The sequence below is a fragment of the Undibacterium parvum genome (assembly GCF_003955735.1).
GTDB lineage: Bacteria > Pseudomonadota > Gammaproteobacteria > Burkholderiales > Burkholderiaceae_D > Undibacterium > Undibacterium parvum.
Genome location: NZ_CP034464.1, coordinates 1,237,456 through 1,251,297 on the forward strand (window position 1 = coordinate 1,237,456; position 13,842 = coordinate 1,251,297).

The window sequence follows — 13,842 nt, forward strand, 5'->3', positions numbered from 1 at the left end:
TTTAATGCGATTACCGCTTACGTGGAACTCTATTCTTCCAGCGCCTGTAGCAAGTAAAGTTTTTGATAGATACCTTGATCCAGTACCATTAGTTCCGCGTGGCTGCCCTGCTCGCTGAGTTTTCCGTGATTTAAGACGATGATGTTGTCGGCATCACGGATAGTCGAGAGTCGGTGGGCGATCGCGACGATGGTCACCTTGCCGCGTAAATCAGTCAGTGCCAGTTGCACCACTTGCTCAGTCTCGCTATCGATATGCGAAGTGGCCTCATCGAGAAACAGGATGCGCGGCTGGCCGGCCAGGGCGCGGGCAATCGCGATCAACTGTTTTTGCCCGGTCGAGAGTCTGGCTCCGCCCTCGCCTAGCGGGGTATCGTAACCATGCTCCAGTTGCAAAATAAACTCATGTACCCGCGCCGCCTTGGCCGCGCTAATGATATCGGCTTCGCTGATAGAGCGTCCCATAGAGATATTTTCACGCGCATTAGCCGCCAGCAAAAACGGCTCTTGCGGCACCAACCCGACACTGGCGCGAAAGTGCGCATCGTTGTAACTAGCCAGCGGCATGCCATCGACATCGATACGTCCAGACTGCGCCATATAAAAACGTAGTAGCAAACTGAGCAAGGTCGATTTACCGCTGCCGGTATGGCCGACGATGCCATAAAAACTGCCGGCCGGTATCTCCAGATTAATATCATGCAGCACTGGTTGCGATGCGTCATAGCCAAAACTCAGGTGCTGCAAACACAGTGCGCCTTGCGTAATCTTGGCATCGCTGACAGGCGACAAAGCCACGGCCTCATCGAGCAAGGTATTCACCCGCGCCGCCGATACCACGGCTTGCTGAATCTGACCAAACTGCAAGGTGATCTGTATCAGGGGGTCGACGACCCGTGCGATATAGCTGACAAATGCGTATAAGATGCCGACCTCAACACCAGAAAAACTGCGTTGACTGAACACAAAAATCACCACTACTAACAAGACGGTATTGAGCAAATCGAGTGCCGGACGCAACAGCCAGGCATTGGCGCGCAACTCGTCCAGGCGTGCCGCATAGTGTTGCTGATTAGTGTTATGAAAGCGTTTACCAAAACCTGCCTCGGCATTGCAAGCCTGCAGCGCACTCATGCCATTGATACTCTCGGCCACCTGAGCATTAATCTCGCTGCGCAATTGCCGGGCACGCGTTACGGCAGGCGCGCTCCAGCGCTGATAAAACCAGACTATGATCACGACCGCAGGGATCAGCATGGTAACAATCAGCATCAGGCGCCAATCCAGCCAAGCCATCGCCACCAGCGCGCCGAGTACCACGATAGAGCTGTCTAGCATCACGAATAAAACCTGTACGTAAAGATTTTTTACCGCCTCAGTATCATTAGTAACGCGGCTCACCAATTGCCCGGTAATCGCCTTGTCGAAAAACGCCATGGGCAAGCGCAACACATGGGCATACACTTGCTCGCGCAAGCGCCGCACTGAGCGCATCGCCACCCCTGCCAGTCGTACCAACTGCAGATAGCGCAGCCAGGTCGCAATCCATCCAGTGATGACAAAACTAAACAGTAGTGCCACCACCTGGAAAATGTCCATCTGATGCGGCAATAAATAGTTATCGATGAAGGCCTTGCCCAATAGCGGACCGATCGCCTCCAGACCTGCAGCCAGCACCAGAAACAAAATCCCCAGCCAGACATGGCGTTTTTCTGGCTGCGCCGAGCGCAGTAGCAATTGCACTGCCAGTTTTTTTTCTGAGACAGCGCTATGGCCGCTATCGGCATTGTTTATTTTTTCTTTTTTCATCACTGCATCATCTTTAGGCGGCATCAAGGCTGGCCTCCAATTGTTGGTAGCGCCACTGACTGGCATACCAACCATCCGCAGCTAGCAGTTCGGTATGCCTGCCTTGTTCAAAAATTTTCCCTTCGCGCAGCACCACGATGTGATCGGCATCTGCCACCGCACTGAGCCTATGGCTGACGATGATGGCGCTGCGTTGGCTATGCTGCTGACGCAGTTGCGCCAGATGTTGCAGGATACGGGTTTCGGTATCGGTATCGACCGCCGATAAGGCGTCATCGAGCAGCAGCAAAGGGCTATCAGTTAGCAATGCGCGCGCGATCGCTACCCGCTGCCTTTGACCGCCCGACAAGGTCACGCCACGCTCACCGACCGCCGTGTCGTAATCCTCTGGGAAACGCAAAATATCCTCATGCACTGCCGCCAGTTCGGCCGCATGCATGATCTGCGCACGCGTCGCATCAGGATTACTCAGGGCGATATTGCTGGCAATCGAGGCCGAAAACAGAAATGGCTCTTGCGCCACCCAATTGACCGCACTGCGCAAACTATGCAAACGGTAGTCGGCCAGCGCATGAGCACCCCATTCCAGTCGCCCTTGCTGCGCTTCGAACTGCCGCAGGATCAATCTCACGACGCTAGATTTACCGGAACCGGTAGGGCCGACTATACCCAGCGTCTGCCCAGCTGCCAGACTAATGCTGACGTCATTGAGCGCAGGCTGTTGTTGGCCAGGGTAAGCAAAAATGACATGCTGCAAACTGAGCGTGCCGAACGGTGCCGTCTCGTGCTGGCCCTTATCTTGCACCGTCAGCTCCTCATCGAGCACTGGTTGCAGGCGCGCCCAAGCGGCCTTGCCACGCTCTAGCAGCGACAAGACCCAGCCAGCCGCGAACATAGGCCAGATCAACTGACCCAGATACATACTGAAACTGGTCAGTACCCCTATCGTCATTTCACCGTTCCAGACCAGATAACCACCGACGCCTAAAGTGAGGGCGCCGGCCGCCGTCAGCGCACCGCCTACCGCTGGCTCATAGGCCGCCTCCCAGCTTTGCGATTTCAGGCTGGCTTGTGAAGCTTGCTCGGCCAACTCGGCAAATTGGGACGCACTGCGCTGCTCCAGACCCAAAGCACGCAAGGTACGGACTCCAGACAAGGTCTCTTGCACCTGATCATTGAGTTGACTAAAGCGATCGAGCGAATCGCGTGAGGCATCATGCACGTGATGCGTGATCTTCTTAAAGGCCCAGCCCATAAAAGGAAACGGCAATAAGGCCACCAGCGCCAGACGCCAATCCACACCTAACAACATCATGCCTATCACCAGCACAAAGGTCATCGAGCCATCAAAGCCCGCCAGCGCGGCCTCGCCCGCGGCCAGTTCTATGGCATCGGCATCGTTAGTGCCTAAGGCCATTAAATCGCCAGTGCGTTGAGTCTGAAAAAAACCTGGACTTTGCAAACTCAGCCTTTGATACAAGCGGGTGCGCAACTCGACCCCGAGTTGGTAAGATGCGGCAAACAATTGCATGCGCCAACCCACCCGCAAAAAGTAAATCGCCGCCCCCATCAAGACCAGAGTGGCTAGTTCCAGCAACAGGCCTTGGCTATCCAGACTATGCGCGACCATGCCATCGATCACCGCACCCACCTTGCGTGGTATCAGCACCGTGAGTATCGCCACTGTCAGTAGCATGGCCGCTGCCGCCAGATAATGGCGCAGATGGCGACGTATAAATTGATTTAAGAGTTGATACAGGGTCATGCCTTACCTTCAATAATTGTGAATGCCATGCCAGCGCTCATGTTTCCCACTTTTAAAAACAGACAATCCGCTCACCCTTGCGAGTGAGCGGATTGTAGTGGATTTTCGAACGAAGAGAAAAAGCTCAGCGCACTAGCGTACTACATGAGCTGCATTATCCCACTTCAGCATGTTCCACAGGAAGCTATAGGTAATTGCGCTCATATCGGCTTTTTGTGCATTGTTGGCTGCGCCACCATGTCCGCCTTCTATGTTCTCGTAGTACCAGACGTTCGCATGGCCCTGATCCATCATTTTCGCTGCCATTTTACGCGCATGGCCGGGATGCACCCTATCGTCGCGGGTAGAGGTAATGAACAAAACATTAGGATATTTCACCTCGGCTTTGAGGTTCTGGTAAGGTGAATAGCGCTGGATGTAGTCCCATTCTGCCGGCACTTCCGGATTACCATATTCACCCATCCAGGAGGCGCCCGCCAGTAGTTTATTAAAGCGCTGCATGTCGAGCAAAGGCACTTGGCTCACCACGGCGTTAAACAATTCCGGACGCTGAGTCAGCGCCACGCCCGCCAACAAGCCGCCGTTACTACCACCCATCGCGCCCAGATGTTGCGGACTGGTGATTTTGCTCGCGATCAGATCTTCTGCCACTGCGGCAAAATCATCATAGGCACGCTGACGCTTTTCTTTGAGTGCCGCCTGATGCCAGCGCGGACCGAATTCGCCACCGCCTCGGATATTTGCCACGACATACACGCCACCTTTTTCCAGCCAGGATTTACCCAAACCACCCGAATAAGATGGTGTCAGGGAAATTTGAAAACCACCATAGCCGTACAGGAGCGTAGGGTTGCTAGCGTCGAATTTCACGTCTTTGCGGCGCACCATGAAGTAAGGCACCTTGGTACCGTCCTTGGAGTTGGCAAATTTTTGCAAAATTTCATACGGTGTCGCGTCAAAAAAACTCGGTGCTGATTTCAATAGTTCGCGTTGATCGCTACCAGCATGCGCCAATTGATACACGCTAGGCGTCAGGTAATCGGAATAACTGAGTAAATAATCATCATTGTGATCGGGGTCCAGCGCGCTAACGCTAAGCGTACCCATGGTAGGCAGATTCACCTGCCGCGAACTCCATTTAGCGTCTTTGAATTGCCATTCGGTCAAACTACTTTTGACATTATCCAGCGATTGCAAGAGCAAATAATTTCGCGTGCTGGTACTGCCGGTGAAGGAAGTACTGGCTGAAGGCTCAAACAAGACCGTAAAATTACGATCGCCTTTTTGAAAAGCCGCAAAATCGATCGCCAGTACGCTGCCAGAGCTAAAGGTTTTGCCACCGGTAGTCCAGGCTTCGTTCGGCGTCACGATAAATTGCGTACCAAAAAAATCGATACCGGTCTGCGCTGGCACGTCGAGTTTAGTGAGTTGATCGCCTACCCGTAGAAAATTTTCGGCAGTATAAAAAGTGATGCCACGGCGCACTAATTCATGATGTACGCCGCCATGATCACTGCTTTGGGCAGAGACACCCATATCGCTTTGTTCACCTTGCAGCAAAATACGGGCCGTGCTTAAGGCCGTGCCACGCTTCCACTCCTTGACGATGCGCGCATAACCAGAATCAGTCATGCTACCGGCGCCAAAATCGGTGGCAACAAACAGATGATCTTTATCGCGCCACTCTACCGTCATCTTCGCTTCCGGCAAGCTAAAACCGTCCTTGACGAAACTCTTGTTGGCCAGATCAAACTCACGCAGACTGACCGCGTCGGCACCGCCGCGTGACAACTCTATCAGACAGCGGTCGAAAGCCGGTTCACGGCAGACGCTGTTTTTAAATACCCAGTTTTCTTTTTCAGCTTTGGCCAGCGCGTCGATATCGAGTACGGTTTCCCATTTAGGCTGTGCCTTGCGATATTCTTCCAGGCTAGTCTTGCGCCAGACACCGCGCGGATGTTCAGCATCGGTCCAGAAGTTGTAGTAAGACTTACCCATCTTGCGTATGCCGGGAATACGATCTTTAGAATCAAGCACCACTTTCAAATCATCGCGTAACTTATTGAAGCCAGCATCGCCATCGAGCTTGCCGCGCGTCACCTGATTGCGCGCCTTGACCCAAGCCAGCGACTTTTCACCAGCGACATCTTCCAGCCAGACGAATTTATCATCTGGGGATGCAGCTATTACGGCTTGTGGCTTAGCTTCCTGTGCGTTGGCTAGTTGGCTGACAGCAAGCAACATCAATGCCGCGCCCAGTTTTAATTGTGGTCTCATTTTTTCCTTATTTTTTAGAGTTAGTCGTGATTGAAAGCTGGCAATCTGACGGATAGTCAATTCACGCTTGCAATGGACAGGCAAAATTGTGCCTTAGTTCCGGATGCCAGAATCATTTATCGCCGCAAAAATTCCGATAAAGAGTGTGAAAAATAGTAAGTATAGTAGATCGCGCAATTCGACTATCTATCTTCGGAAATGCCGCCATTTAAAAAATAATCTTTGTATTTGTAGCATCCAGAACAACAGAAAAATAAACTATTTATTTCAGGCTAGTAAATGATTTTTTCACCAAAACAGCGTCTGGACCGCGACTGACATCGGCCGGAGTTCCATCTTGAGTAGAAACTGGCAGATCAGCGCTGCATTTCAACGAAGAGAAAGTTCTCGCCAACTCTTTTTTCAAGTCCTTTAACTGTCTTATGTGGGCGTCTATCTGCGCCATCTTGGCAGCCAACTGCGCCTCGATTTGTGTACGACCGAATTTTCCTTCGGCTAACTGCGGGAGTATCTCGCGTATTTCAGCCAAAGAGAAACCCAGACTTTGCGCCCCTCGGATAAAACGCACATGATCAAGTTGCGCCAAGGTATACGAGCGATAGCCATTTTGCTGCCGCTGCGGTGGCGCGATCAAGCCCTGTTTTTCATAGTAACGCAAAGTATCGGTACTAACCTGGGCTGCCAGCGCTAACTCACTGATATTCATAGGCTACCTTTTTTATGTTTGAAACCCGAGATGATTTTATCGCTTGACCTTGGAGTATAGCCCAAGCTTTAAGCTAGTTTCTTAGGACTTACGCAAAACCGCCCCAGCGTCGTTGTATCCGCCTTGCCGTACTGAAGTACTGCCTTCGGCGGCACGCCTAGCTGGGACAATTTTGCGTAAGCCCTATTTCTTAATCATGGATCTGCGGTTTTTAGCGGTCCGTGGATACTACTCACTCAACCATGCAAAGGCCTATCATGCGCATCTTTATTTCGATTATTCTTTTCAGTTTCAGTCTTTTCGCGACAGCACAAGAGTCGCTAACGCCAGCGCAGAGTAAGCCAGATATCGGTTTTTCCATCATCAAGACCGGAAAAATATCGGTGCTTGAAGGTTTATTGAAGCCAGGCGGAAGTTTTTTACACAAGATAGATACCAATTTCTCTGCATTTTTAATCAAGCACCATGACGACTATTTGCTGTTCGACACAGGTCTGGGAAGCCAAATAGATGCGCAGTATGATCAAGAAATGCCCTACTGGCAGCGCCCGTTTTTCAGCTACGATAAAACGATTATTCCGGCAAGTGAACAACTCAGAGCTGCCGCCTACCCAAGTATTAAGCATGTCATTCTTAGCCATAGCCACTGGGATCATGCGGGTGCTTTAGGCGACTTCCCGGAAGCAATAATTAGTGTGTCAGCCGATGAGATGGCGAATATAACTAAGCCCACCACAGGTGCTGGTGGCACCTGGGCATCTCAGGTGAGCGCCAAAGACATACGCTGGAATAGCATCGTATTTCAGGCCCGTCCGTATAAAGGATACGAAAAAAGTCTGGACTTATATCAGGATGGCAGCATAGTGCTAGTACCTATGGCCGGGCATACGGCAGGCTCTATCGGCATGTTTGTCACACTCGACAGTGGCGTATGTTATTTTTTCATCGGGGACGTGGCGTGGACGGTCGATGCCTTGAAAGCGGGCGCGGCTAAATTTTGGGCGGCCGGCATGATCGTCGATCAGCATGCACATGAAACGCAAAAAAGCATACAGCGGGTCAGAACCGTGATGCAAGACTATCCAGCCACCGTGATCGTTCCGGCGCATGATAGTCAGGTGCAAAAGCTACTTGGGTATTTCCCGGACTGGATCAAATAGGGCTGACTTAGGTTTCAATGGGGCTGTGCCAATTTATGTCTGATTGGCACATTACGCCGTATCCAGCTCTGCATATCGAGCCAAATGCGCTGCACCTCGGCATCGGGCGGCATCATCACTGCGTTGGGCAACTCTATGGTGACTACCGGGATATTTTTGTGTAAGCCGCTGTAATTTCCCAGCGAACCTGGATAGACGCCAACCCGGTTATACCAGAGCCGACCGAAACTTTTAGGCGGCTTGGCTGGGCCATCCAGATCGAGCACACCAAACGGTGCATGCACCGAAATGATCACGTCCGGTCTATATTTTTCTATGGTGTCATACACCCAGAGGCTCTCAGGCTCGGATATTGGCATCTTGCCCGGATAGCGGCGCGGATCGCTGCGGGTCGTATTGGCCCAATATTTGGGCGCATCTTGCTGCCAGTTAGGCGTAGGAAAATTGCGATTCAAGTCCACCCCGCGGGCATTCACGCGCTTAGGCTTGGCCGCCAGCAGACCATCGGGATTGACGATCGGGGCGACCTTCCATTGAAACTCTTGCGTATTACTTTTTCCTTGCAGCTCCAGCCATTTGAATACCACCGAAGAGGCTGTTTGCTCGTCGCCATGGATGCCACCCAACAGCAAAACTTTGAGCGCCTGCTTGCGACCCGGGTCGGCAGCGACGTCTTTAGTCAGGATAGGAAAGCCATTGAGGGAGGAACTACCGGATGCCTGCAATTTAGTGGCGCGACATTCATTGGCACTGACCTTAGGCAAACGTGCCACCAGTGTAGCGCACCAGTCTGTCAAGGCAACTGGCTTACTCTCAAGCGCTGCAACTGGCACAGCAAAGAGTTGCAAGGGCAGTGTCAAACTGATGCTTAACACTGCCACCTGCAAGACTGCAATGGGCTTACTGCTTACTTCACACCATTGCATCTAGATTTTCCAAAAATTAAAGTCCTGCAGCAGCACGTAACAAAGTCACTTTATCCGTACGCTCCCAAGTGAACTCTGGCTCTTCGCGACCGAAGTGGCCATAGGCAGCCGTCTTGGTGTAAATCGGACGCAGCAAATCGAGCATCTGGATAATGCCTTTTGGTCGCAGGTCAAAATATTCATTGACCAGTGCTGCCAGTTGCTCATCCGGAATAACGCCTGTGCCTTCGGTGTACACGGTAACGTTCATAGGACGGGCGACACCGATCGCATACGCCACCTGAATCTGACACTGCTTGGCCAGACCAGCTGCAACAATATTTTTCGCCACATAACGCGCCGCGTAGGCGGCAGAACGATCGACCTTAGTAGGATCTTTACCGGAAAAAGCTCCGCCGCCGTGAGGGCAAGCGCCACCGTAAGTATCGACAATAATTTTACGACCAGTCAGACCACAATCGCCTTGCGGGCCACCGATCACAAAGCGACCGGTAGGGTTGATGAGGAACTTGGTATCTTTTAACCATTCGGCTGGCAACACCGGACGGATGATTTCTTCAATCACCGCCTCAATGAAAGACGGCTTCATCTTCTGACCATCGCTTTGTTCCGGGCTATGCTGAGTCGACAGCACCACAGTATCGATACTGTGCGGCTTACCGTCGACATAACGCATAGTGACCTGACTCTTGGCATCCGGACGCAAGAAAGGCAAACGGCCATCCTTGCGCAACTGCGCCTGACGCTCCACCAGTCTGTGCGCGTAGTAAATCGGCGCAGGCATCAATTCTGGCGTTTCATCACAGGCGTAACCAAACATCAGACCCTGGTCACCGGCACCGATATTCAGATGGTCGTCATGTGCGTGATCAACGCCCTGGGCGATATCATTCGATTGCTTGTCGTAAGCAACCAGCACCGCACAGCCTTTGTAATCGATACCGAATTCGGTATTGTCGTAGCCAATACGCTTGATGGTATCGCGCGCAACCTGGATGTAATCGACGTTGGCGTTGGTGGTGATCTCACCAGCCAATACCACTAAACCGGTGTTGACCAGAGTTTCGGCAGCGACCCGTGAACGTGGGTCTTGCTCAAAAATGGCGTCAAGAATCGCATCAGAAATCTGATCCGCTACTTTATCGGGGTGACCTTCAGAAACCGATTCTGAGGTAAAAAGAAAATCATTAGCCATCGCAAGCTCCTAAAATTAAATGACCGTATTGACAATGCCGCAGTCAGGTAAAGAACCTGCGACGCTTTAGCGAAATTTATTACCCGTCTCGCAAGTTGTCTGTATTAACTCGGCGGGGGCAGCTCTCGTTGTTCTCAACGCGCTGCCAATATGTGATATTTTACGCCTCTTATTCACGCCTTGTCGAATACCCCTAATTTTTCTTAGCTTTTTCCCTAATTTATTGAGCGGCGTCATGCTTGTTATTCTTTTTCGTTTCTTATCCATTTTTCCCTTGCCGGCCTTACACGCCTTAGGCAGCGCGCTGGGCTGGCTGGTGTATTTACTCTCAGCCGGCTACCGGCGTCGCATGCAAGAAAACATGGCACGCGCCGGTTTTATCAAAAGTCTAGGTGAGGCCATCAAGGAGGCCGGCAAGAATCTGATGGAATTGCCTTTCATCTGGTGCGCCAATCCAGCGCGCGTATTACGTACTGCCAGTGTAGAAAATTGGGAACTGGTACAAGACGCCTTAGATGCCAAGAAGGGCGTGATTTTTTTGACGCCACATCTGGGTTGTTTTGAAATCGTGGCGCAGACCATCGCCGCCAAGACGCCGCTCACGGTACTGTATCGACCGCCGCGTAAAGCTGCCCTCAAACCCCTGATAGAAGGTGCGCGTGCCAGAGATGGCTTGATGTTGGCACCGGCAAATTTATCCGGCGTGCGCCTGATGTTGAAGGCACTCAAAAAAGGTGAGCTGATAGGCTTGTTGCCTGACCAGGTGCCGCAACAAGGTGAAGGCGTGTGGGCAAACTTTTTTGGCAAACCGGCCTACACCATGACACTGCCAGCCAAAATGCATGCAATGACAGGCGCACCCATCATACTCACCTACGCCGAGCGCTTGCCGCATGGCCGCGGTTTTGTGGTACGTTTCGTGCCTTTCGATGCCATTCTTGAAGGCGATCCAACGCGACAAGCGGCCACTATCAATCTAGCCATGCAACAATTAATCGCACGCAGCCCAGCCCAATATTTTTGGAGCTACAACCGCTACAAGACACCCGATGGTATCAATGGTCCAGAACAGGAAACTGCATGAAACTCGTACTTGCCTTAATGTGGCTGCTGCATTGGCTACCACTCTCCATTTTAGGTCGATTGGGCGAAGCGGTCGGTAGCCTATTATTCAAGCTAATCAAGTCGCGCCGCCATATCACCCTCACCAACTTACGCTTATGCATGCCGCAGTTAAGTGAAGAAGAAAGAGTGGCCATCGCAAAACGGCATTTTCAAGTCTATGTGCGTAGCGTGTTAGAGCGCAGCATACTCTGGTGGGCCTCCGAGCGCCGCCTGCGCAAACTCATACAGGTAGAGCCCGCTGTACCTATGGATATCATCACGGCCGGCCCCACGATCTTACTATGTCCACATTTTGTCAGTCTTGATGTGGCGGGCATCGCGCTTTCTCTGGAGTCACCGGTGTGCTCGATCTATACCGAACAAAGAAATAAAGTATTTGATGAGGCGCTACGCAAAGGTCGTCTGCGCTTTAATAAAATCAAATTATTCTCGCGCGCCGAAGGCATCAAACCCATCATCCGCGCCATGCGCGAACCTACGCCTTTCTTCATGCTGCCTGACATGGATTTTGGTCCTAAGGATGCCGAGTTCGTCCCCTTCTTTGGTATCAAGGCGGCCACACTGACGGCCGCGCCACGCATCGCCGCCGCCACCAAGGCCAAGGTGATACCGGTGATCGCCACCATACTGCCGAATTATCAGGGCTGGAAAGTGGTGTTTCATCCGCCATGGGAGAATTATCCGGGCGAAGATATGGTAGATGCGACCCGCTTCATGAATAGCTTCATAGAAAAAGAAATCATGAAAGCGCCAGCCGAATACTTCTGGGCACACCGCCGCTTTAAAACCCGTCCGGAAGGCGAAGCCAGCGTGTATTGAGCAAGGCGACATTGAGGTAAAAATCTGGCATTTCGGCATTCGCCAGTCCAGCGTCAAGTCAACAAGGCATAGATACTCCTTAGTGAATATCTATGCCTTTTTAGTTAAAGTTAAAAAAGAAAATCCCGCTCAAGTTATCGCCTGTCACAATTCCTCATTAAAATATGAAGTTCGAATAAACTCGCCGTAATACCTAGAAATAACACTGATGTTAATAAAACTGCCCCTATCGTTTTTACGAAATCTGACTTTGCTCTTTTTGCTCAGCGCCGATTATGCCTATGCTGCCCACCCGCTGGTGACTGAAGATAGTGGCGTACAAAGTACAGGTATGCAACAAATCGAATTTAGTAGCGATCACAACAGCGAGCCAAACCGCCACAGTCAGAGCGCCAGCGCGACCTATACCTACGGCGCAAATGATCAACTCGACCTGTTTATTGCCCTCCCCATGAGATGGTCGGCCACGGCCGGAATGGGCGATGCCTCCCTAGGAACAAAATACCTGTTTTCAGAAAAAGATGGGAATAGCTGGGCACTAAAAACAGAATTGTTTTTCCCTAGCGGATCGACGCAAAAACAATTGAGCAAGGAAAGCCATGACTTAGCGCTTACGCTGGTACATAGCCATAAAAACGAGGCATGGACCATGCACAGTAATCTAAGCCTGACGCAAAGAAATTTTAACCAGGAACAGTCCAGCATAGAGCAGCGTGCGACGCTATGGCGCGCCTCATTTGCGACGCTATACGCAGTCACGCCAAAGATACAAGTACTGCTCGATATGGGCGTGTACCAAGCCGATCTCAAGTCTGAAACCTATGGAGATCAGCACCTAGTGGCAGGCTGCATTTTCGCAGTTACCGACAATCTCGACCTGGATTTAGGCATCAAATATCTGCGACACAAAAACTCTATAGAACGCCAGGCTGGTATAGGCATGGCCTGGCGTTTTTAAGCAATTTCTCTAGTCCGATTGATCGGCAAAGCTTACCCGAGCAATTCAACTTCACCCGCCAACAAAGTATTCGCAGGCAAGGTATCGAGATGTTTGAGTTTTTCGTACAAGGGAGTGAAATCGGCGGCTGTCCCGTCGAAGAGTTCCTGATAGCTATCGATGGCAAAATAAGTTTCTTGATACGAATCTATCTTGTACAGGGTGCGCAGGCAACGCTCTATATTGAGATGGATGTGGCGCGATCCAGTTCCCTGCTTGAGGCAATACTCAACTTCGCCGCCTGAAGACAAAATACCCGCGCCATAAATGCGCAAGCCCTGTGGCGTATTAATCAGGCCGAACTCTACCGTGTACCAGTACAGGCGCGCCAGCTGGTCGAGACCGCCGAGCGACATCGCTTTCAAGCCGCCCTGACCATACCTTTGCATATAATCGGCAAACACAGGATTAAACAGCAAAGGTACATGGCCAAAAAAATCATGGAAAATATCCGGCTCGACGATGTAATCGAATTCTTCTGGAGTGCGCAACCATACCGTCACCGGGAAGCGACGATTCGCCAGATGATTAAAGAATGCCAGCTCGGGGATCAAGCCTGGCACTGCCACGATGTGCCAGCCGGTAGCCTTAAATAACTCTTCCGAGGTGCGCTCTAATTCGGGGATACCGTCGGCCGCTTGCATCTGTTGCAGGGCCTCAATAAACTCATCGCAGGCTCGCCCCGGCAACAAGGCGGCTTGGCGTTGATACAGCTTACGCCACAGCGCATGCTCAGCTTCGGTGTAAGCGCTCCACTCCTGCTGTACTACGTATTGATCATCGGCGTGGGTGTAATCGCCACGTAAGGCCGCACCATCGGATTTTTCAGCGACGGTGGCTAAAAAATCGGCATTTGAAACGACTGCGGTTTGCATAATTTTCTCTCGAAATGAGTACGTCTAGCCGGCCAATTCCGTTTCTAAATCATTTGTGTTTAGGCGACAAGCCGAAGACAGTGCTTTAGCACGGCGAGGCGAAGGCAACAACGACACGCATGATTTAGAAATGGAATAAGATCAAAAAAGGCTGGCAGCGCAGAGATCACGACAGCCAGCCTGATAATA

At 51.5% G+C, this 13,842-nt stretch carries 11 protein-coding genes; 4 read left to right on the forward strand and 7 right to left on the reverse strand.

Going from position 1 to position 13,842, the window contains the following annotated elements; all coding sequences use genetic code 11:
* Positions 1 to 29 precede the first annotated feature (29 nt).
* From EJN92_RS05230 to EJN92_RS05245, 4 genes are all read right to left on the reverse strand, one after another.
* Entirely contained in the window at positions 30 to 1,808 is a 1,779-nt protein-coding gene (locus EJN92_RS05230) for an ABC transporter ATP-binding protein (RefSeq protein WP_126129791.1), read from the reverse strand.
* 13 nt (positions 1,809 to 1,821) lie between these two features.
* Positions 1,822 to 3,573 carry an ABC transporter transmembrane domain-containing protein gene (locus tag EJN92_RS05235; protein WP_126126840.1) on the reverse strand — a complete coding sequence of 584 codons (1,752 nt, stop codon included), beginning with the start codon at positions 3,571 to 3,573 and terminating at the stop codon, positions 1,822 to 1,824.
* Positions 3,574 to 3,705: 132 nt separating this feature from the next.
* Positions 3,706 to 5,850, reverse strand: coding sequence for a prolyl oligopeptidase family serine peptidase (locus EJN92_RS05240; protein WP_126126841.1), 2,145 nt, complete (start codon positions 5,848 to 5,850; stop codon positions 3,706 to 3,708).
* A 262-nt stretch (positions 5,851 to 6,112) separates the two neighbouring features.
* Entirely contained in the window at positions 6,113 to 6,556 is a 444-nt protein-coding gene (locus EJN92_RS05245; RefSeq protein ID WP_126126842.1) for a MerR family transcriptional regulator, read from the reverse strand.
* 242 nt (positions 6,557 to 6,798) lie between these two features.
* Between EJN92_RS05245 and EJN92_RS05250 the strand changes: the two genes are divergently transcribed.
* Positions 6,799 to 7,716 (forward strand): MBL fold metallo-hydrolase, encoded by a 918-nt coding sequence (locus EJN92_RS05250; RefSeq protein ID WP_126126843.1) that lies wholly within the window; start codon positions 6,799 to 6,801, stop codon positions 7,714 to 7,716.
* A 14-nt stretch (positions 7,717 to 7,730) separates the two neighbouring features.
* On the opposite strand, the gene EJN92_RS05255 is transcribed toward EJN92_RS05250, so the two are convergent.
* Together EJN92_RS05255 and metK are read right to left on the reverse strand one after the other, a co-directional pair.
* Positions 7,731 to 8,642, reverse strand: a complete 912-nt coding sequence (locus EJN92_RS05255; protein ID WP_126126844.1) for a M14 family zinc carboxypeptidase — start codon at positions 8,640 to 8,642, stop codon at positions 7,731 to 7,733.
* Between the two features lie 16 nt (positions 8,643 to 8,658).
* Complete coding sequence (gene metK, locus EJN92_RS05260) at positions 8,659 to 9,837, reverse strand: methionine adenosyltransferase (protein ID WP_126126845.1); 1,179 nt, start codon at positions 9,835 to 9,837, stop codon at positions 8,659 to 8,661.
* A 235-nt stretch (positions 9,838 to 10,072) separates the two neighbouring features.
* On the opposite strand from metK, the gene EJN92_RS05265 reads away from it, so the two are divergent.
* From EJN92_RS05265 to EJN92_RS05275, 3 genes are all read left to right on the forward strand, one after another.
* Positions 10,073 to 10,921 carry a lysophospholipid acyltransferase family protein gene (locus tag EJN92_RS05265; RefSeq protein WP_126126846.1) on the forward strand — a complete coding sequence of 283 codons (849 nt, stop codon included), beginning with the start codon at positions 10,073 to 10,075 and terminating at the stop codon, positions 10,919 to 10,921.
* Positions 10,918 to 11,781, forward strand: coding sequence for an LpxL/LpxP family acyltransferase (locus EJN92_RS05270; RefSeq protein ID WP_126126847.1), 864 nt, complete (start codon positions 10,918 to 10,920; stop codon positions 11,779 to 11,781). Before EJN92_RS05265 ends, EJN92_RS05270 begins: the two co-directional genes overlap by 4 nt.
* 208 nt (positions 11,782 to 11,989) lie before the next feature.
* Entirely contained in the window at positions 11,990 to 12,739 is a 750-nt protein-coding gene (locus EJN92_RS05275) for a transporter (protein ID WP_126126848.1), read from the forward strand.
* Positions 12,740 to 12,771: 32 nt separating this feature from the next.
* On the opposite strand, the gene phhA is transcribed toward EJN92_RS05275, so the two are convergent.
* The gene (phhA, locus tag EJN92_RS05280) at positions 12,772 to 13,653 is read right to left on the reverse strand and encodes a phenylalanine 4-monooxygenase (protein WP_126126849.1); all 882 of its coding nucleotides are present in this window, start codon (positions 13,651 to 13,653) and stop codon (positions 12,772 to 12,774) included.
* Positions 13,654 to 13,842 lie beyond the last annotated feature (189 nt).

Bases quoted from the DNA above. Each gene is read 5' to 3' on its own strand.
- EJN92_RS05250 (WP_126126843.1), top strand. From the start codon at position 6,799: ATGCAAAGGCCTATCATGCGCATCTTTATTTCGATTATTCTTTTCAGT.
- EJN92_RS05255 (WP_126126844.1), bottom strand. From the start codon at position 8,642: ATGCAATGGTGTGAAGTAAGCAGTAAGCCCATTGCAGTCTTGCAGGTG.
- EJN92_RS05240 (WP_126126841.1), bottom strand. From the start codon at position 5,850: ATGAGACCACAATTAAAACTGGGCGCGGCATTGATGTTGCTTGCTGTC.
- metK (WP_126126845.1), bottom strand. From the start codon at position 9,837: ATGGCTAATGATTTTCTTTTTACCTCAGAATCGGTTTCTGAAGGTCAC.
- EJN92_RS05275 (WP_126126848.1), top strand. From the start codon at position 11,990: ATGTTAATAAAACTGCCCCTATCGTTTTTACGAAATCTGACTTTGCTC.
- EJN92_RS05265 (WP_126126846.1), top strand. From the start codon at position 10,073: ATGCTTGTTATTCTTTTTCGTTTCTTATCCATTTTTCCCTTGCCGGCC.
- EJN92_RS05235 (WP_126126840.1), bottom strand. From the start codon at position 3,573: ATGACCCTGTATCAACTCTTAAATCAATTTATACGTCGCCATCTGCGC.
- EJN92_RS05270 (WP_126126847.1), top strand. From the start codon at position 10,918: ATGAAACTCGTACTTGCCTTAATGTGGCTGCTGCATTGGCTACCACTC.
- EJN92_RS05245 (WP_126126842.1), bottom strand. From the start codon at position 6,556: ATGAATATCAGTGAGTTAGCGCTGGCAGCCCAGGTTAGTACCGATACT.
- EJN92_RS05230 (WP_126129791.1), bottom strand. From the start codon at position 1,808: ATGAAAAAAGAAAAAATAAACAATGCCGATAGCGGCCATAGCGCTGTC.
- phhA (WP_126126849.1), bottom strand. From the start codon at position 13,653: ATGCAAACCGCAGTCGTTTCAAATGCCGATTTTTTAGCCACCGTCGCT.